Origin of the sequence: Lysinibacillus macroides (genome assembly GCF_001281525.1) — a bacterium.
In the GTDB taxonomy this organism is placed as follows: domain Bacteria; phylum Bacillota; class Bacilli; order Bacillales_A; family Planococcaceae; genus Lysinibacillus; species Lysinibacillus macroides.
On record NZ_LGCI01000005.1, the window covers coordinates 1,056,021 to 1,074,784 of the forward strand.

17 protein-coding genes are annotated in these 18,764 nt (G+C 40.4%); 13 read left to right on the top strand and 4 right to left on the bottom strand.

Features of this window, described 5'->3' with window-relative positions:
- The first annotated feature begins 39 nt into the window (after positions 1-39).
- From ADM90_RS08035 to ADM90_RS08070, 8 genes are all read left to right on the top strand, one after another.
- The gene (locus ADM90_RS08035) at positions 40-1,056 is read left to right on the top strand and encodes a thiamine pyrophosphate-dependent dehydrogenase E1 component subunit alpha (protein ID WP_053994464.1); all 1,017 of its coding nucleotides are present in this window, start codon (positions 40-42) and stop codon (positions 1,054-1,056) included.
- The gene (locus ADM90_RS08040; protein ID WP_053994465.1) at positions 1,056-2,039 is read left to right on the top strand and encodes an alpha-ketoacid dehydrogenase subunit beta; all 984 of its coding nucleotides are present in this window, start codon (positions 1,056-1,058) and stop codon (positions 2,037-2,039) included. Before ADM90_RS08035 ends, ADM90_RS08040 begins: the two co-directional genes overlap by 1 nt.
- 104 nt (positions 2,040-2,143) lie before the next feature.
- Positions 2,144-3,481 (top strand): dihydrolipoamide acetyltransferase family protein, encoded by a 1,338-nt coding sequence (locus ADM90_RS08045; RefSeq protein ID WP_053994466.1) that lies wholly within the window; start codon positions 2,144-2,146, stop codon positions 3,479-3,481.
- Positions 3,482-3,602: 121 nt separating this feature from the next.
- A complete protein-coding gene (locus tag ADM90_RS08050; protein ID WP_053994467.1) occupies positions 3,603-5,306 on the top strand; it encodes a methylmalonyl-CoA mutase family protein in 1,704 nt (567 codons plus the stop codon).
- The gene (scpA, locus tag ADM90_RS08055; protein ID WP_053994468.1) at positions 5,303-7,456 is read left to right on the top strand and encodes a methylmalonyl-CoA mutase; all 2,154 of its coding nucleotides are present in this window, start codon (positions 5,303-5,305) and stop codon (positions 7,454-7,456) included. The genes ADM90_RS08050 and scpA overlap by 4 nt, the downstream gene beginning before the upstream one ends.
- A complete protein-coding gene (gene meaB, locus ADM90_RS08060; RefSeq protein WP_053994469.1) occupies positions 7,456-8,553 on the top strand; it encodes a methylmalonyl Co-A mutase-associated GTPase MeaB in 1,098 nt (365 codons plus the stop codon). The genes scpA and meaB overlap by 1 nt, the downstream gene beginning before the upstream one ends.
- Positions 8,554-8,689: 136 nt before the next feature.
- A complete protein-coding gene (locus ADM90_RS08065; protein ID WP_004231203.1) occupies positions 8,690-9,130 on the top strand; it encodes a BrxA/BrxB family bacilliredoxin in 441 nt (146 codons plus the stop codon).
- Between the two features lie 173 nt (positions 9,131-9,303).
- Positions 9,304-10,278, top strand: coding sequence for an aromatic acid exporter family protein (locus ADM90_RS08070; RefSeq protein ID WP_053994470.1), 975 nt, complete (start codon positions 9,304-9,306; stop codon positions 10,276-10,278).
- Positions 10,279-10,302: 24 nt separating this feature from the next.
- On the opposite strand, the gene prli42 is transcribed toward ADM90_RS08070, so the two are convergent.
- Positions 10,303-10,398 carry a stressosome-associated protein Prli42 gene (gene prli42 / locus ADM90_RS24235; protein WP_152927979.1) on the bottom strand — a complete coding sequence of 32 codons (96 nt, stop codon included), beginning with the start codon at positions 10,396-10,398 and terminating at the stop codon, positions 10,303-10,305.
- A gap of 125 nt (positions 10,399-10,523) precedes the next feature.
- Between prli42 and mce the strand changes: the two genes are divergently transcribed.
- From mce to ADM90_RS08095, 5 genes are all read left to right on the top strand, one after another.
- Positions 10,524-10,937 (top strand): methylmalonyl-CoA epimerase, encoded by a 414-nt coding sequence (gene mce, locus ADM90_RS08075; RefSeq protein ID WP_053994471.1) that lies wholly within the window; start codon positions 10,524-10,526, stop codon positions 10,935-10,937.
- Between the two features lie 5 nt (positions 10,938-10,942).
- A complete protein-coding gene (locus tag ADM90_RS08080; protein WP_053994472.1) occupies positions 10,943-12,490 on the top strand; it encodes an acyl-CoA carboxylase subunit beta in 1,548 nt (515 codons plus the stop codon).
- Between the two features lie 133 nt (positions 12,491-12,623).
- Positions 12,624-13,577 (top strand): hypothetical protein, encoded by a 954-nt coding sequence (locus ADM90_RS08085; RefSeq protein WP_053994473.1) that lies wholly within the window; start codon positions 12,624-12,626, stop codon positions 13,575-13,577.
- Between the two features lie 144 nt (positions 13,578-13,721).
- Complete coding sequence (locus ADM90_RS08090) at positions 13,722-14,837, top strand: M20/M25/M40 family metallo-hydrolase (protein ID WP_053994474.1); 1,116 nt, start codon at positions 13,722-13,724, stop codon at positions 14,835-14,837.
- A 25-nt stretch (positions 14,838-14,862) separates the two neighbouring features.
- A complete protein-coding gene (locus tag ADM90_RS08095; RefSeq protein ID WP_053994475.1) occupies positions 14,863-15,345 on the top strand; it encodes a chemotaxis protein CheW in 483 nt (160 codons plus the stop codon).
- Between the two features lie 55 nt (positions 15,346-15,400).
- On the opposite strand, the gene catA is transcribed toward ADM90_RS08095, so the two are convergent.
- The 3 genes from catA to ADM90_RS08110 all read right to left on the bottom strand — a co-directional run bounded on the left by catA (position 15,401) and on the right by ADM90_RS08110 (position 18,734).
- The gene (gene catA, locus ADM90_RS08100) at positions 15,401-16,051 is read right to left on the bottom strand and encodes a type A chloramphenicol O-acetyltransferase (protein ID WP_053994476.1); all 651 of its coding nucleotides are present in this window, start codon (positions 16,049-16,051) and stop codon (positions 15,401-15,403) included.
- Between the two features lie 317 nt (positions 16,052-16,368).
- The gene (gene nspC / locus ADM90_RS08105) at positions 16,369-17,508 is read right to left on the bottom strand and encodes a carboxynorspermidine decarboxylase (RefSeq protein ID WP_053994477.1); all 1,140 of its coding nucleotides are present in this window, start codon (positions 17,506-17,508) and stop codon (positions 16,369-16,371) included.
- Complete coding sequence (locus tag ADM90_RS08110; protein WP_053994478.1) at positions 17,505-18,734, bottom strand: saccharopine dehydrogenase family protein; 1,230 nt, start codon at positions 18,732-18,734, stop codon at positions 17,505-17,507. Before ADM90_RS08110 ends, nspC begins: the two co-directional genes overlap by 4 nt.
- Positions 18,735-18,764: the final 30 nt, after the last annotated feature.

Genomic DNA, 18,764 nt, shown 5'->3' on the forward strand with positions numbered 1-18,764 from the left:
AGGCATATTGGTTGTTGGTAAAACGAAAGGGGTGTTCGTATGCAAGATGTTCAAATCAAGCATGAAGATTTAGGTTTATCAAATGAAGATGTACTGGCGATGTTCGAAACAATGTTAATGGCGAGAAGACTAGATGAACGTATGTGGTTATTAAACCGTTCTGGCAAAATTCCCTTTGTTATTTCGTGTCAGGGGCAGGAGGCAGCACAGGTTGGCGCAGCCTTTGCGCTTGATAAGCAAAAGGACTATATCGCACCATACTATCGTGACATGGGTGTTGTTTTACATTTTGGGATGACACCAAAGGCGTTAATGTTATCTGCCTTTGCCAAAGCGGAAGATCCAAACTCTGGTGGACGTCAAATGCCAGGTCATTTTGGTCAAAAGAAAAATCGAATTTTAACAGGTTCATCTCCTGTCACAACTCAAGTGCCTCATGCAGTCGGTGTAGCACTCGCAGGGAAAATCCAGCAGCAGGATTTTATTACGTTTGTAACGCTTGGAGAAGGTTCATCCAACCAAGGGGACTTTCATGAGGGTGCAAACTTTGCAGGCGTCCACAAGCTACCTGTAATTATTATGGTAGAAAACAATCAATACGCAATTTCAGTACCAGTGGAACGTCAATTAGGCTGTGCAAAAGTATCTGATCGTGGTATTGGCTATGGTATGCCAGGGGTAACGGTTGATGGTAAAAATCCGCTTGAAGTCTATAAGGTTGTTAAAGAGGCGGCAGATCGCGCAAGACGTGGAGAAGGCCCAAGCTTGATTGAGACAGTGACATATCGTCTAACTGCTCATTCTTCAGATGATGATGACCGTCAATATCGTACAGCGGAGGATATTGCGGAAGGGAAGGCAAAAGACCCGATTTTATTATTTGAAAAATATTTAATGGATGCAGGTGTACTATCAGAAGAGGTGCGTGCTGAAATTGAAGAACGTGTAATGGCTGAAGTAAATGAAGCAACCGATTATGCAGAGGCTGCTCCCTATGCACAGCCAGAGCATGCACTAAAATATGTCTATGCACCAGTGGACGGAGGTGACGCGTAATGGCAGTGATGTCTTATATTGATGCGATTACATTAGCGATGAAAGAAGAGATGGAGCGCGATGAGCGAGTTTTTATTTTAGGAGAGGACGTTGGTCGTAAGGGTGGCGTATTTAAAGCTACTACAGGTCTATACGATCAATTTGGTGAATATCGAGTGCTAGATACACCGCTGGCTGAAAGTGCGATAGCAGGGGTAGGTATTGGGGCTGCGATGTATGGTATGCGTCCCATTGCCGAAATGCAATTCGCTGATTTTATTATGCCTGCGGTGAATCAAATTGTCTCTGAGGCAGCTAAAATTCGTTATCGTTCTAATAATGACTGGTCTTGTCCAATGGTCATTCGTGCACCATTTGGCGGAGGCATTCATGGGGCGCTCTATCATTCACAATCCGTCGAAGCGCTTTTTGCGGGGACACCAGGTTTGAAAATTGTTATTCCATCAACACCATATGATGCAAAAGGCTTATTGAAAGCAGCGATTCGCGATGAAGATCCAATATTATTTTTCGAGCATAAACGTGCCTATCGCTTAATTAAAGGTGAAGTGCCGTTAGATGACTACACATTGCCAATTGGTAAAGCAGATGTAAAACGCGAAGGGGATGATATCACAGTCATTACCTATGGTTTAGCTGTCCATTTTGCCCTCCAAGCAGCGGAGCGTCTTGCAGCAGATGGTATTTCTGCTCATATACTTGATCTGCGTACAGTCTATCCACTCGATCAAGAGGCGATTATCGAGGCAGCAAGTAAAACAGGAAAAGTGTTGCTTGTCACAGAAGATAATAAAGAAGGCAGTATTATGAGCGAAGTTGCAGCGATTATTGCAGAACATTGTTTATTTGAGCTTGATGCACCAATTCAACGTTTAGCAGGGCCTGATGTACCGGCAATGCCATATGCACCAACAATGGAGAAATATTTTATGATTAATCCTGAAAAAGTTGAACGTGCAATGCGCCAACTTGCAGCATTTTAATATTGGCAAATAGCAAGCAGATGTTGGCTTAAACCAATATCTGCTGAAAACCTATTGCATCAGGCGCAATGACGCTTAGGTTTAATTGATGGGAGGAATAAAGGATGGCAGTTCAAAATATTACAATGCCACAGCTTGGCGAAAGTGTCACAGAAGGTACCATTGAAAAATGGCTTGTGAAACCTGGCGATACGGTGAAAAAATATGATCCACTAGCAGAGGTTGTGACAGATAAAGTAAATGCAGAAATTCCATCATCGTTTGAAGGGGTGATTACAGAGCTTATTGCACAAGAAGGACAAACATTACCCGTCGGAGCAGTTGTATGCTCGATTGAAATTGCAGGGGATAATGACTTGCCTTCTCCACCTCCAGAAAAAAAATCAACTGTTAGTACAGCCATTTTAAATGCAGGTATCCAAAGAAAACAGGAGGTACAGTCGCCAGCATCGCCACCACCTGCTGCACCAAGGGAAGAGCGTAAGGATAAAATACGCTATTCACCCGCCGTTTTACGACTTGCACAGGAGCATGATATTGCCCTAGAGCATGTTACTGGAACGGGTGAAGGTGGACGTATCACAAGAAAAGACTTGTTAAAACTCATTGACAGTGGCAATATCCCTACTGCTCGAGAGGCAGCGTCTACCCCAGCAGCTGCTCAACCACCAGCTGAGCCAGCATCACCAGTTCGTGAAACACAGCAACAACCAGCAGCCCCTGCTCAATCTGTTCAAGTAGGTGATGTTGAAATTCCTGTGACGAAGGTACGTCGCGCAATTGCTAATAATATGGTGAAAAGTGTGCATGAGGTCCCACATGCCTGGATGATGATGGAGGTGGATGTAACGGATTTAGTGGCTTATCGAGATAGCTTAAAGCATGAATTTAAGCACAAAGAAGGCTTTAACCTTACTTATTTCGCGTTCTTTGTAAAAGCGGTCGCGCAAGCCTTAAAAGAGTTCCCAATCATGAATTCTACATGGGCTGAGGATAAAATTATTCAAAAGCATGCTATTAATATCTCGATTGCTGTGGCAACGGATGATGCTTTATTTGTACCTGTCATCAAACATGCTGATGAAAAATCCATAAAAGGTATTGCTAAGGAAATTCATGAGCTTGCAGTCAAAGTTCGAGCAGGAAAATTAACGATGGATGATATCAAAGGCGGTACATTCACCGTTAACAATACAGGGGCATTTGGCTCTGTGCAATCGATGGGAATTATTAATTACCCGCAAGCAGCTATTCTTCAGGTGGAAAGTATTGTTAAGAAACCTGTTGTTTTACCTGGTGGCATGTTTGCTGCACGTGATATTGTGAATTTATGTTTATCTTTAGATCATCGTGTGCTTGATGGACTTGTATGTGGTAAATTCCTAAATAGAGTGAAAGAAATACTCGAAAATACAAATAAATCTTTAACGTCAGTCTACTGATGACTTGTCGGAAGCCTGTTGTCTAACGGTTTCCGATTTTTTTTATGCTTTTCGAGCGACAATTTGTCATGTAGAATAACAGTTAGAAAACACTAAGGGGGGAAGCTGATTAAGCGTCCGCATGTCAACTAATATGAAAAATATTGAATTTGAAAAGCCAGCCTATTCAGACTGGCAAGATGCAGCAATCAAAGCTTTAAAGGGAAAACCATTTGAATCTCTTTTTACGGCAACAAGTGAAGGTGTAACATTACAGCCTCTTTACACACAGGAAAGTTTACTAGAAAAGCTTGGTGATGAGCTTGATCGACAGGTTGCCACTATTCGTTCCCTACAAAATAGCCCAGTCTTTCAAGTAGCACAGCAAGTTCATGCTGATACAAGTGAAGCCTTCTTTGCACAGTTAGAGGATAGTCTAGCGCGAGGCAATGAAGTTGTGACAATTGATAGTCGTGTACAGTTTGAATGGACAGATGAGGTGTTGGCAAAATTAGCACCATATTTCTCAGAATATTCATTTAAAATTACTGTTAACAATGCACAGGACCCATTATTAGCTGTGTTTGACCAAATTGCTGTTGATCAACAACAAACAGTGAAAGGTTTTATTGTTTCACAAGACCCTATCTCTTTAGAGGCATTTCCGAACGTGCGCTCAGTCAATGCAGACACAACGACTTATCATTATCAAGGCGCTAACGCCGTACAGGAATTAGCCTATGCACTTGCTTTAGCTGCAAAATTTGCAGAGCAAGAAGAAAACTTTGAAGTATTTTCAAAGAAATTCTTTGTCACATTTGCGATTGATACGCAATTCTTTGCAGAGATTGCCAAGCTTCGTGCCTTTAAAGTTCTATGGAAAGCGTTCTCATCTGCATATGGTGTAGCAGAAACGATCAAAATTCCAACTGTTGCTGAAACATCACTAAGAAGCTTTGCGAAATTAGATATCTATGTGAATCTACTACGCTCTTCAAATGAAGCGCTTTCTGCCTTAATTGGTGGTGCGGATGTCTTTACCGTGCATCCTCACGATGTATTAACAAAGCCTACAGAGCAGTCCATTCGTATTGCGCGCAATGTATCATTAATTTTAAAAGAAGAGACGAATGTATTGAAGGTGACAGATCCAGCAGGTGGCTCTTACTTTATTGAGTCGTTAACAGCAGATTTTGTTAAAGAAGCATGGGCTTTATTTTTAACGATTGAGGCAGCAGGTGGTATTGACGCCTATACAGCATCTGGCAAACTTGCGGAGGAAATTGAAATATCCTATCAATCTCGCATTCAGGCTGTACAAACACGTAAGCAATCATTAATTGGGACGAATATTTATGCAAATCCAGCAGATGTGCTTGAACATGACACAAATCCGTTGTTTGGATATATTAAACGTATTGCAGCGCCATTTGAGAAGCTTCGTGCAGAAGTGACAGCAGCCGATATGAAAACAGCTATTTTAGCATTAGGCACACTAAAAAGCTCTAAGCCACGCGCAGATTTTGTCGCTGGTTTCTTAAATACAGTTGGTCTTGTTCCAGAAAAAAGTGAGCCGATTACGACTGTTGAAGAGGCAGTGGCATGGCTGAAGGCAACAGAGGCTAAATATGTAGTAATTGCGGGCAGTGATGAGGATACAAAAGCACTTGTAGCTGCTATTTTAGCTGAAAAACCAGCGCATCTTATTGTCGATGTGGCAGGTAAATTTAAAGATGAAGAACAGGCTTGGTTAGCAAATGGCTTAAACGGCTTTATTTTTGCAGGACAGAACATTATTGAAAAATTACAGTCCGTGTTCACAAGCATGAAGGAGGTCCAACGATGAGTAAGCCAAATTTTAGTGCAATCGAAATCGAAAAAGTGTTAACAACAGAAGCACCTCAAGCATCAGAGGAGACGTTTCTAACAAATGAAGGCATTGAAATTAAAGATATTTACACACAAGAAGATATTCAAGATGTCAAGCATTTAAACGATGTAGCAGGTATTGCCCCAAATACACGTGGCCCATACCCTACGATGTATGTAGCACGTCCATGGACAGTCCGACAATATGCAGGCTTCTCTACAGCGGAAGAATCCAATGCCTTTTATAAGCGAAACCTTGCAATGGGGCAAAAGGGTCTTTCGGTTGCGTTTGACTTAGCAACGCACCGTGGCTATGACTCAGACCATCCACGTGTAACAGGGGATGTAGGGAAAGCAGGGGTTGCTATTGACTCTGTAGAGGATATGAAAATTCTGTTTGATCAAATTCCATTAGATCAAATGTCTGTTTCCATGACAATGAATGGTGCTGTTTTGCCAGTGCTGGCTTTCTATATTGTGGCAGCGGAGGAGCAAGGGGTAACGCCCGATAAATTAGCAGGGACAATTCAAAATGATATTTTGAAAGAATATATGGTGCGTAATACATATATTTACCCACCTGCAATGTCGATGAAAATTATTGCGGATATTTTCGAATATACAGCAAAATATATGCCAAAATTTAACTCAATTTCGATTTCTGGTTACCATATTCAAGAAGCGGGCGCTACAAATGATATTGAGCTTGCCTATACATTAGCGGATGGCTTGGAGTATGTGCGTACAGGACTAAAAGCAGGCATTGACATCGATGCATTTGCACCGCGTCTGTCATTCTTCTGGGCAATTGGTATGAACTACTATATGGAAGTTGCAAAAATGCGCGCAGCACGTCGTATTTGGGCACAAATGATGTCAACGTTTAATCCGAAAAATCCAAAAACATTAGCGTTGCGTACGCATTCACAAACATCTGGCTGGTCTCTAACAGAGCAAGATCCATTTAATAATGTGGCACGTACATTAATTGAAGCAAATGCGTCAGCAATGGGGCATACACAATCGCTTCATACAAATGCGTTGGATGAAGCGATTGCCTTACCAACAGATTTCTCGGCACGTATTGCACGAAATACACAGCTATTTTTACAGGAAGAAACAGCAATGACCAAAGTAATTGATCCATGGGGTGGTTCATACTACGTGGAGAAATTAACAGAAGAAATTACGAAATCTGCTTGGGCATTGATTGAAGAAATTGAAGAGCTGGGCGGAATGGCGAAAGCAATCGAAACAGGATTGCCAAAAATGAAGGTCGAGGAAGCTGCGGCAAAACGTCAGGCGAAAATTGATTCGAAAACAGAAACAATTGTTGGTGTGAATAAATATCGCTTAACAAAAGAAGAGCCAATTGATATTTTAGATATTGATAATACAATTGTTCGACAAAAGCAAATTGAACGTTTAGAGGCGATGAAGGCTGCTCGTGATGAGGCAGAAGTTCAAAAGCATTTAGCTCGTTTAACAAGAGCGGCACAAGATGGTGAAGAAAACTTACTAGCAGTAGCGGTTGATGCAGCGCGCGCTCGTGCATCATTAGGTGAAATTTCAGATGCGATTGAGTCTGTGTCTGGTCGTCATAAGGCTGTGATCCGTTCCATCTCTGGCGTTTATTCTGCTAACTTCTCTGATGAGGAGCAAATTAGCGAAGTGAAACAAATGACAGAGGAATTCCTAGAAAATGAAGGACGTCGTCCACGTATTTTAGTCGCTAAAATGGGTCAAGATGGACATGATCGTGGCGCGAAAGTTGTTGCAACAGGCTATGCTGATTTAGGCTTCGATGTGGATATTTCTCCATTATTTATGACACCTGCTGAGGCAGCACAAATGGCTGTAGAAAACGATGTACATGTGATCGGTGTTTCTTCCCTAGCAGCGGGTCATAAAACATTAGTGCCTGAGTTAGTGGCGGAGCTAGAAAAGCTAGGACGTGAAGATATTATTATTATTGTGGGCGGTGTTATACCAGCACAAGATTATGAATTCCTTTATGATGCTGGCGCAGTAGCTATTTTTGGACCAGGTACAGTGATTCCTGTATCGGCACAAAAAATTATTGAAGAAATCTACAAACGTTTAGGCTATGAGGAAGTGTCTGAATAATGGACAAAAATAAAGAGGTAGAGGACAGTGCACTATTTGTGATGGATGGAATTGAGGCAACTCACGATGGGATGCAATACGGTACACCGAAAAAATTCCGCAAGAAAAAGACGGAGCATTTGAATATTCAAGCGCTTGCACAAGAGGTGCGTGCAGGATCTCGCACACATTTATCAAAGGCCATTACCTTAATTGAAAGTTCAAATAGCACACATAAAGTCCAAGCACAAGAGCTTCTACAGGAGCTACTGCCACACACAGGAAATAGTGTTCGCATTGGCATTACAGGCGTGCCTGGTGCAGGGAAAAGTTCGTTTATCGAGGCTTTTGGCACGATGCTGTGCGCTATGGGAAAACGGGTAGCCGTTCTAGCGATTGATCCAAGCTCATCTTTATCAGGTGGAAGTATTTTAGGTGATAAAACGCGCATGGAGGAGCTTGTCAAAAAGCCCAATGCATTTGTACGACCTTCCCCATCAGCAGGTACCCTAGGGGGTGTTCATAAAAAGACACGTGAAACTATGCTTATTTGTGAGGCAGCCGGCTATGATGTGATTTTAATCGAAACCGTTGGTGTTGGCCAAAGTGAAACCTATGTCCGTGGTATGGTCGATTTCTTCCTACTGCTTGTTTTAACAGGAGCAGGTGATGAGCTACAAGGCATGAAAAAGGGCATTATGGAGCTAGCCGATGCCATTGTGGTGCATAAAGCAGATGGCGATAATAAGCGACTGGCGAAAAAAACAGTTTCAGAATATAAACAAATTTTGCATTTCCTACAGCCTGCCACACCTGGCTGGATGTCCACGGCTATGCCTGTTAGCTCCTTAGAAAAGCAAGGGCTTGATAAAGTTTGGCAGACAATTGAGGAATTTAAACAAGTTGTGGAGAGCAATAATTATTGGGCTACACGACGTCAAAATCAAACAAAAGAATGGTTCCAATCCATGATTACGGATCATTTAATTGATAGGTTTTATGGCAACCCGCAGCGTAAAGCACAGGTACAATTGCTAGAACGTCAAATTTTAAATGGACAATTAACTGTTACACAGGGTGTCGATCATTTATTTAGCAATGAACAAGTAAAAAAGTAAATACCGATAGCCATGATTTGAGCAAGTAGGTGCACAAATTTGTTGCAAACTGCTATGATAAGAGATGTATAGGCGTCATATCTCTACTACAATAAATAGACGAAACTGACGCGAACTTGAAAGGAGCTATCGCTATATGAATATGGATTACGATTTATTTATGCAAGAAATTTTAAAAACGGCACGCGCTGAAATTGAGGCAGCTGGTTACGAACAGTTAACAACACCAGAGGCTGTGGAAGAGGCGTTTGCGCGTCCAGGCACAACATTAGTTATGGTGAACTCAGTATGTGGCTGTGCAGGTGGTATTGCTCGTCCAGCGGCAGCACAATGTGTGCATTATGATAAACGTCCAGACCATTTAGTAACAGTGTTTGCAGGACAAGATAAAGAAGCTACTGCAGCGGCACGTTATCATTTTGGTGAAGACCATTTACCTTCTTCTCCATCATTTGTGCTTCTAAAAGATGGACAAGTAGTGGCAGAGGTTGGACGCTATGAAATTGAAGGGCATGATCCAATGTCTGTTGTCACAAATCTACAAGCAAACTTTGAAGAATACTGTGATGAACTATAGTATAGTGCTTGCATAAAAAATTAAATAAGTAAAAGCCTCGTAGATAGCTACTATCTATAGAGGCTTACTACTTATGCCCATAGATAGCTCGCTGATTTTTCTATGTATATAAAATTTTCGTAATATTGGCTAAATAATAAGAAGAGCGTATTATAGGATAGGAGGCAGTCGGCTTGAAAAAATTTTCAATCGGCTATCGTACATTAAAAACAGCTATTGGAGCGGCAATCTCGATTGCCATTGCTCAATATTTTGATTTAGCCTCATATGCATCTGCTGGTATTTTGACAATATTATGTGTGCAGCCAACGAAAAAGAGATCCATACAAGCGGCCTATACACGATTGGTTGCAAGTACAATTGGGATGGTTTTTGCATTTCTTAGCTTTGAGCTCTTTTCTTATCATCCACTAACATTAGCAGGTATGCTACTTGTGTTTATTCCAACAATTGTATCATTAAAGGTTACAGATGGATTTATTTCTAGTACCGTCATTATCATGCATATTTATGCGGCTGGAAACTTTTCGTCAGCACTTGTTTATAATGAATTAGCTTTAATGGCTATTGGTTATGGAACAGGTATAGCCATTAATATGTATATGCCAGATATTCAAAAGGAATTAAATTACTACCGGGTTAAAATTGAGGAACTATATAGCAAGATTTTTTTAGAAATTGCTAGCTATTTACGTCAAGGCGATACGCTATGGGATGGGCGAGAAATTATTGAGGCCGTTCGTATGTTAGAGAATGCAAAGTCATTGGCATTTAAAGATGTTGAAAATCATTTTATGAGACGCAAAAATGACTACTATGTCTATTTTGATATGCGCGAGCAGCAGCTAGAAATTATTGAAAGAGTGTTACCAAAAGTGACGACCTTACCTGTTATAGTACAAGAGGCAGAAATTGTGGCAGATTTTTTACAAGATCTTAGCGAACACGTACATTCAGGAAATACGGCAAGACATTACCGAGAGAAGCTAGATCAGGTGAAGCATGAATTTTCTCAGCTACCGCTGCCGCAAAATCATGAGCAATTTATCGCGCAGGCAGCCCTCTATCAATTTATGGAGGAAATGGACAGGTATTTAGAAATAAAGCAGTCGTTTAAGGGTTTAAAAGTCAAAAAAGAGCGCCCATAAAATTATGGACGCCTCTGTTTTGTCTTACACAAACATGGATAAGCCGAATGCTAAAGATGAAATTAGCATAATGATGACCATTGTATAGACGACAACTTTTTGAAACTTTTTATTACTCATATGCTCGTTCGCTCCTTCTTTTCTTATAAATAGTTTAGCAAATCTGAAAAATTTCTCAAGTAGTAGAGTTTTGACAAAAAAGTCTGTAAAATAGAATATGTACCATAACAGAAGGAGATGTGCCCATGGATAAAGTAGACCATATTGGGATTGCGGTGCGCGATCTAGATGAACGCATTACATATTATACTGAAACTTTAGGTTTAAAGCTGATGAAAGTAGAAGAAGTAGAGTCACAGCAAGTTCGTGTCGCATTTATCGACGCAGGAAATGTAAAAATTGAGCTATTGGAGCCAATGAGTGAGAAAAGTGCGATTTATGGGTTTATTGAAAAACGTGGAGAAGGAATTCACCATGTTGCGTTCGGTGTAACAGGTATTCGCGAGCGCATGGCAGAGCTGCGTGAAAAAGGTGTACGTCTTCTATCTGAGGAACCAGGACCAGGAGCTGGCGGTGCGGAGGTTGCATTTATGCATCCTAAATCCTCATATGGGGTGTTATATGAATTATGTGATAAAAGTGGAAAAGGGGATAAGTGATCAGTATGGATATGTTCGATAAAATTAATGACTTGTATGACCGTAAGATAGTAATTGAGCTTGGTGGTGGCTATGAGCGCATCGATAAGCAGCATGAAAAGGGGAAATTAACAGCTCGTGAACGTATTGAATTATTGCTGGACGAAGGTACATTTTTCGAAATCAATCCATTTATTACACACCGTACAGTAGACTTTGGTATGGACAAGCTGGAAGGACCAGGGGACGGCGTTGTGACTGGTTTCGGTAAAATTAATGGACGTCCAGTCTACTTATTCTCTCAAGATTTCACAGTATTTGGTGGAGCGCTTGGTGAAATGCACGCGAAAAAAATGGCGACAGTTATGGATCTAGCAGCGAAAAATGGTACACCATTTATCGGTATCAATGATTCAGGTGGAGCGCGTATTCAAGAGGGTGTGCTATCACTTGATGGCTATGGTCATATTTTCTACCGTAACGCTATTTATTCAGGCGTTATTCCACAAATTTCGGTAATTATGGGACCATGTGCTGGTGGGGCAGTTTATTCGCCAGCGATTACAGACTTTATTTTAATGGTTGATAAAACATCTCAAATGTTTATTACAGGGCCAAAAGTTATTGAAACAGTAACAGGTGAAAAAATTTCTGCGGAGGATTTAGGTGGCTCGAAAGTAAATAATGCGGTAAGTGGGAATGCTCATTTCCGTGCACCATCTGAAGAAGCAGCGATTGATGAAATTAAGAAACTATTAAGCTATTTACCACAAAATAATAAAGAAAAGGCACCTCGTCAAGCTAGACCTGAAGGAGATGACTACCGTCCAGAAATCGTGGATACAGTGCCGATTGAAACAACACGTCCATACGATGTACGTAAAGTAGTGGAGCAGGTTGTAGATGAAGGTTCATTTATGGAAGTACATGCTGAGTTTGCGAAAAACGTAGTTGTGGGCTTTGCACGTATTGCTGGTGAATCAGTTGGACTTGTGTGTAACCAACCAAAAGTATTAGCAGGCGGCTTAGATATTGATTCTTCTGATAAGGCAGCTCGTTTTATCCGTACATGTGATGCTTACAATATTCCAATTATCACATTTGAAGACGTTTCTGGCTTCTTCCCAGGTGTTAAGCAAGAGCATGGTGGTATTATTCGTCATGGTGCAAAAATTCTTTATGCTTATTCAGAAGCGACTGTACCGAAAATTACAGTGATTCTTCGTAAAGCTTATGGAGGCGCTTACGTTGCCTTAAACTCTAAATCAATCGGTGCTGACCTTGTCTTCGCATGGCCAAATGCTGAGATTGCTGTTATGGGTGCTGCAGGAGCAGCAAACATCATTTTTGCCCGTGATATTGCGAAATCAGATGACCCAGAAGCAACACGTGCAGCAAAAATTGAAGAATATAAAGAAAAATTCGCAAACCCATATGTGGCAGCCTCTCGTGGTATGGTAGATGATGTTATTGATCCACGTGATACACGTATTAAGCTGATTCAAGGGCTTGATATGCTATCAAATAAACACGAAACACGTCCAGAGAAAAAACACGGAAATATTCCACTATAATATAAGGCCAAGCCTAGCAACTACCCTGTTGCTAGGTTTTTGATTTTTAGCAAAAATAATGAAAGTTATTAACAAATAATTGAAACATTTTTCCTTTTCATTCGTACTGATATAGTAAGAGGAGTTGAGTTGAATGGAATGGAAGCAATTACAAAAAGAGCAGGAACAGATTTTTACACAGTTAAGAAATAGAACGAGGTTAAATGAACAAAGTCTGTTAATTGATAAGCAGATTGAACATGCACAGGAGGAAATAACGAAACATTCTACAGCACTTCAGCAACTTCGTACAAAGCTTGATAAATTGGATGGTTTCTCATTTATGAATATGATTCGTACATGGACAGGTCAGCAGGATGAATTACGTGCAGAAAAAATTGATAAAGCAGCAGTGCTTGAATTAAAAATCAACGAAGCCAAGAAAATGCAAGCAGACTTAACAGCCGACCGGGCACAAGTAACCCATAAATTAGCACAAATAAACAAACAGGCATTACAGCAGAAACTACAGCACATTCATGCTAAAAAGAAAGGCTACTTACAAATTCATAAACCAGCACAGGCACAAAGGCTTGAGCATTTAGCAGAGGAAGAGATGTTAACGAAACAACTAATGCTTGAAATTCGAGAGGCTGAGGAAGCAGGAGAAGTAGCGCTTACAAAGCTGGGTCAAGCAGCAGCCTCCTTGCATTCGGCGAGTGGTTATTCTACCTGGGATACGTTCTTTGGTGGGGGGCTTATTGCTACGCATTTAAAGCATGATGCGTTGGATCAATCTGAGAATTATTTACATAATGCTCAAATTGCGTTACAACGTTTTCAGAATGAATTATTAGATATTCATGAAATGTCCACAAAATCACTCCATGTGGAAACAGATGGTTTTGTGAAATTTGCTGATTACTTTTTCGATGATATTTTTTCAGCATGGTCTGTCCATTCTAAAATTTCAACAGCACGGGAACAGGTTTCACGTATCCAAGACGATGTACATAATACAATTTTACGCTTACAGGACAAACATACAAAAGCTATTGACTACTTACAAACACTAGAACAAGAAAAAGATACTATTTTGAATGGGTAAAGAAAGTCTGGGAAAAGATTGGTCCTCTTTTCTCAGGCTTTTTCTAAAGGCTAGGTTGAAGGATGTCAACTCTATGAAGGTTGTGCTAAAATAATGAGTAGACTATTACGTGGAAAAACACGTAAACTAAGGGAGTTTTGCAGCATGACAAGTCGTTTAGTAGAAGAGTTTTTTGAGCTTGTTCAAATTGATTCAGAAACCAAGCATGAACAGGTAATTGCACCAATTCTTGTAGAGAAGTTAACTGCACTTGGGCTGACAGTTATCCAAGACGATGCCGATACGCGCAATGGACATGGAGCTGGCAATATTATTGCTACATTAAAAGGTACATTGAATGTAGAGCCAATCTACTTTACTGCTCATATGGATACAGTTGTACCAGGAAAAGGCATTAAACCATCCTTACGTGAAGACGGCTATATTGTATCCGATGGTACAACAATTTTAGGTGCAGATGATAAAGCCGGAGTTGCAGCACTATTGGAGATGGTAAAGCGCTTAAAAGAGCAGCAAATTGAGCACGGTGATATTGAATTAATTATTACAGCAGGTGAAGAAAGCGGTCTTGCTGGGGCAAAAGAGTTGGACCCATCAAACATTACAGCAAAATACGGCTTTGCTGTGGATAGCGATGGCAAAGTAGGCGGTATTGTCACAGCAGCCCCATTCCAAGCGAAAATTTTTGCCAAAATTATTGGGAAAACTGCACATGCAGGCGTTGCACCTGAAAAAGGCATTTCAGCCATTACAGTTGCCTCTAAATGCATCGCACAAATGAAGTTAGGTCGAATTGATGAAGAAACAACAGCGAATATTGGGCGCTTTGAAGGTGGGCAAGCGACAAATATCGTTTGTGATGAAGTAACAATTTTAGCGGAAGCCCGCTCAATCGACCAAGTAAAGCTAGATGCACAAACAAAGCATATGCAGGAAACATTTGAACAAATTTCGGCTTCCTTAGGAGCACGTGCTGAAGTAGAGGTAAAGCTAATGTATCCAGGTTTCCGTGTAACAGAATCAGATAAAGTGGTTCAAGTAGCAATGGCAGCAGCACGCAATATTGACCGTACGCCTGTCTTAGGTATTTCAGGTGGGGGCTCAGATGCGAATGTGATTGCAGGCTTCGGTATTCCAACGGTAAATCTATCTGTTGGCTATGAAGATATTCATACAACAAATGAAAAAATCCCTGTAGAAGAATTAGAAAAATTAGCAGATCTACTGGTTGAAATTGTGAAGGAATCCGCTAAGAAATAATAGCTGAATAGAAGGAAGTGAACGTATGGAGAGTGTAAAAGCAGTCGTTTTTGCGTGTGGTACAGAGGAATATGCAGTACCTGTGGAGCAAACCATTTCTATTGAAAAATTAGAGCGGGTAACACCTATTCCTCATTTACCGAACTATCTTCTAGGCTTTACAAGAATTCGAGGCGAGCTTGTGCCTGTGCTTGATTTTGAACGAATTTTGTACAATCGTTCATCCAACCCAGAAACGGCTCGTGTGATCGTTTTAAATACAGATGTTGTTAATTACGGCTTACTTGTCACAGAGGCGCGTGAGATTCTTGATTTCGATGATTCTGTATTGCAGCAATTAGGTCTTGTTAATTATGCAAAAACGCGCTATTTTACAGCTGTAGCTAATCTTGAAAACCGTATGATTACGTATGTTGACCCGAAAATACTAGTCAATTCATTAGAGGGCATTCGTGAAATTATCAATTATTTACATAAAATGCTTGAAAATGAAAAGGAAGAAGCATAAAGTGAAAACCCAAACCGTGCCAGAAATTTTTTGGTAGATGGTTTGGGTTTTTCTTTTATTTAAGCAACTCTTGTGGATGATTTGCGAGAGTCTGGAATTTATTCATAAACAGAGCTGCATGGTAACCATCACAGACAGCATGATGCACCTGTAATGACAAAGGTAAATAAATTGACTTATTGTTCTCAATAAATTCCCCCGCCGTAACAATTGGCAGAAGGTAGTTGGGGCTGTTATTCACATTTAAGGTAAAACCAGTAAAGGAAGTCCAAGGAATCATAGAGATATTAATGATATTTTTAGGAAGAACTGTTTGCGGAAACATTTTCCCTGTGTTACTGTATTTTTCCGTATCAGCAATATAGTTAACATAAAAGTTTTGAAAGCCTGTATCTGTATTTGTAGAAAGAGCAGAAAATAGGGTTGATGGCTTATCAAAGATTGTATACATCGGCACGACCTTCTCCCAGTAACCAAGCGCTCCTTCCGAATTGAAGCTCATTCTAAAATGCCCATTTGAATTAGCTATATGAGTAATGAGAAAGATAAAGGCAGGATAGAATTTATAGCCTTTTTCTTTTGAGGTGTTATAGAGTTCAGTAATATCAATGTTCTTGGTAATGCTGAAGCTGGTTTGTTGGTTGAAGAAATGATGAAAAACTTCTTTACGCTCCCAATGGTTTATATCAATTTTATTGAATTTCATTTTTAAGTGCCTCCTAAAATTTGCATGTTCTATAATTTTAGAAGGCTAATTCATCCGCTTTTTTCATGTGTATCATTTCCTTTACTTCATATAAGTTAATCATAACATATAGTGATGGATAACATTGCAAAAACAGCGGATAGCAGGTTCGAAAAGGCGGATAGCATGGCAAAAGTGACGGATAGAAGAGGCAAAGTGATGGATAGAGAAGAAGCAGCAGATAGCAGTGCAAAAAGCAATAGATAGAGGAGAGGAGGGGGGCAAAGGAGATAAACTAAAGCCCCTCAATCTAGCGCGGGAGGGGCTTTAGGAGCGGCTTAGGATAGTCGACCGCTATAGTCTTCAAATGTAAATTCGCGAATGACCTTCATACCTTCTTCATCATTATAAGAAACGATAGCAGGTAAGTTAACACCATTAAACATATGATTTTTCACCATCGAATAGTGAGCCATATCTGTAAAGACAAGACGATCACCTGGTTTTAATGGCTGTTCAAACGAATAATCGCCAATCACATCACCAGCTAGACATGTTAGTCCGCCTAAGCGATATGTGTGTGCGAATTCATTGGCTTGTCCAGAACCAATAATCATTGGACGGTAAGGCATTTCAAGTACATCAGGCATGTGACATGTTGCTGATGTATCTAAAATAGCAAGATCCATCCCATTTTCTTGAATATCTAGCACAGTTGCTACTAAATAGCCTGTATTAAGGGCTACTGCTTCACCTGGCTCGAGATAAACAAGCAGGTTATACTTTTCTTGAATATAAGTAATGATGTTCACAAGTTTTTCTACATCATAATCATCACGTGTAATATGGTGACCGCCACCGAAGTTTAACCATTTCATTTGGTGTAATACATCACCAAATTTTTCCTCAACTACTTCAATAATACGCTCTAATGTATCAGAATTTTGTTCACACATCGCATGGAAGTGTAGGCCATCAATACCATCAAGCTGTGATTTATCAAAGTTAGCCAATGTTGTACCAAGGCGAGAGTTTGTGTAGCAAGGATCGTAAAGAGCTGTTTCAATTTCAGAGTATTCGGGATTTACACGAATACCACATTCAATTGCTTTGCCAGCAGATTTCACTTTATCCTTGTACTGCGCCCATTGGTTAAATGAGTTAAACACAATATGGTCCACATAGCCTAGCAGCTCGTCCATTTCATGCTCAATATAAGCAGGTGCATAGACATGCACTTCCTTACCCATTTTTTCATAGCCAAGTCGTGCTTCATGCAGGGAGCTAGCTGTAATGCCTGCTAAGTATTCCCCCACTAAAGGGAAAGTTGAATGCATAGAAAAGCCTTTCAGGGCAAGTAAAATACGGCAGCCTGTACGCTCTTGAATTGATTTTAAAAGCTCAAGATTCTTTGTTAATAATCGCTCATCCACTACATAGGAAGGGGATGGAACTTTTGAAAAATCAAGTGGTTTCATCGATTTACTTCCTTTGCATTTAAATCAAGGTCCAGTAATTCTGGGTTATGGCTTTCTTGCCATGGTAGACCCCATTTATTTAGTGCATCCATAAATGGATCTGGATCAAACTCTTCAACGTTCCAAACACCTGGTTTACGCCATTGACCATTCATTACAAGCATGGCACCGATCATAGCTGGTACGCCAGTTGTGTAAGAAATCGCTTGTGAACCAACCTCGTTGTAGCACTCTTCATGATCACAAACATTGTACACATAATACGTTTTTTCTTTGCCATCTTTTAGACCGCGAATGATACAACCGATGTTTGTTTTACCTTTTGTACGTGGTCCAAGTGACGCTGGATCCGGTAATACCGCTTTAAGGAAGTGGATTGGTTGAATCATTTGCCCTTCAAATTCGATTGGTTCAATTGATGTCATACCTACGTTTTCTAATACTTTTAAATGTGTTAAGTATTTTTCAGAGAACGTCATCCAGAAGCGGATTTGTTTTAAGCCTTTGATATTTTTTGCAAGTGATTCCAGTTCTTCATGGTATAGAAGATAAATATCCTTTGGTCCGATTTCAGGCAGATTATACACTTCTTTTTTCTCAAGTGGTGCTGTTTCAATCCACTCACCTTCTTTCCAGTAACGACCATTCGCTGTAATTTCACGAATGTTGATTTCTGGGTTGAAGTTTGTTGCGAAATGATAACCATGATCTCCTGCATTGGCATCCACGATATCGATATAGTGGATTTCATCAAATTCATGTTTTTGTGCATGAGCTGTGAAAACGCCTGTTACACCTGGGTCAAAACCGCTACCAAGTAATGCAGTTAAGCCAGCTTTTTCAAACTTCTCTTTATAAGCCCATTGCCATTTATATTCAAATTTTGCCGTTTCAGGTGGCTCGTAGTTTGCAGTATCCACATAGTGCACACCTGTCGCTAAGCAAGCATCCATAATCGTTAAGTCCTGATAAGGTAGAGCCACGTTAATGACAACATCTGGTCCGAAAGATTTAATAAGCTCAATAACCTCTTCAGTATTATCTGCGTCTACCTGTGCAGTTTGAATCTTTGTTTTTCCGCCATCAAGTTTTTCTTTTAGAGCGTCACATTTTGAAACAGTTCTACTTGCGATACAAATTTCCTCAAATACGTCCGAATTTTGAACACACTTGTGTACCACAACACTGGCAACACCGCCAGCTCCGATAATCAATGCTTTACCCAATTGTCTACCCCCAAGTTCATAAAAAGTATT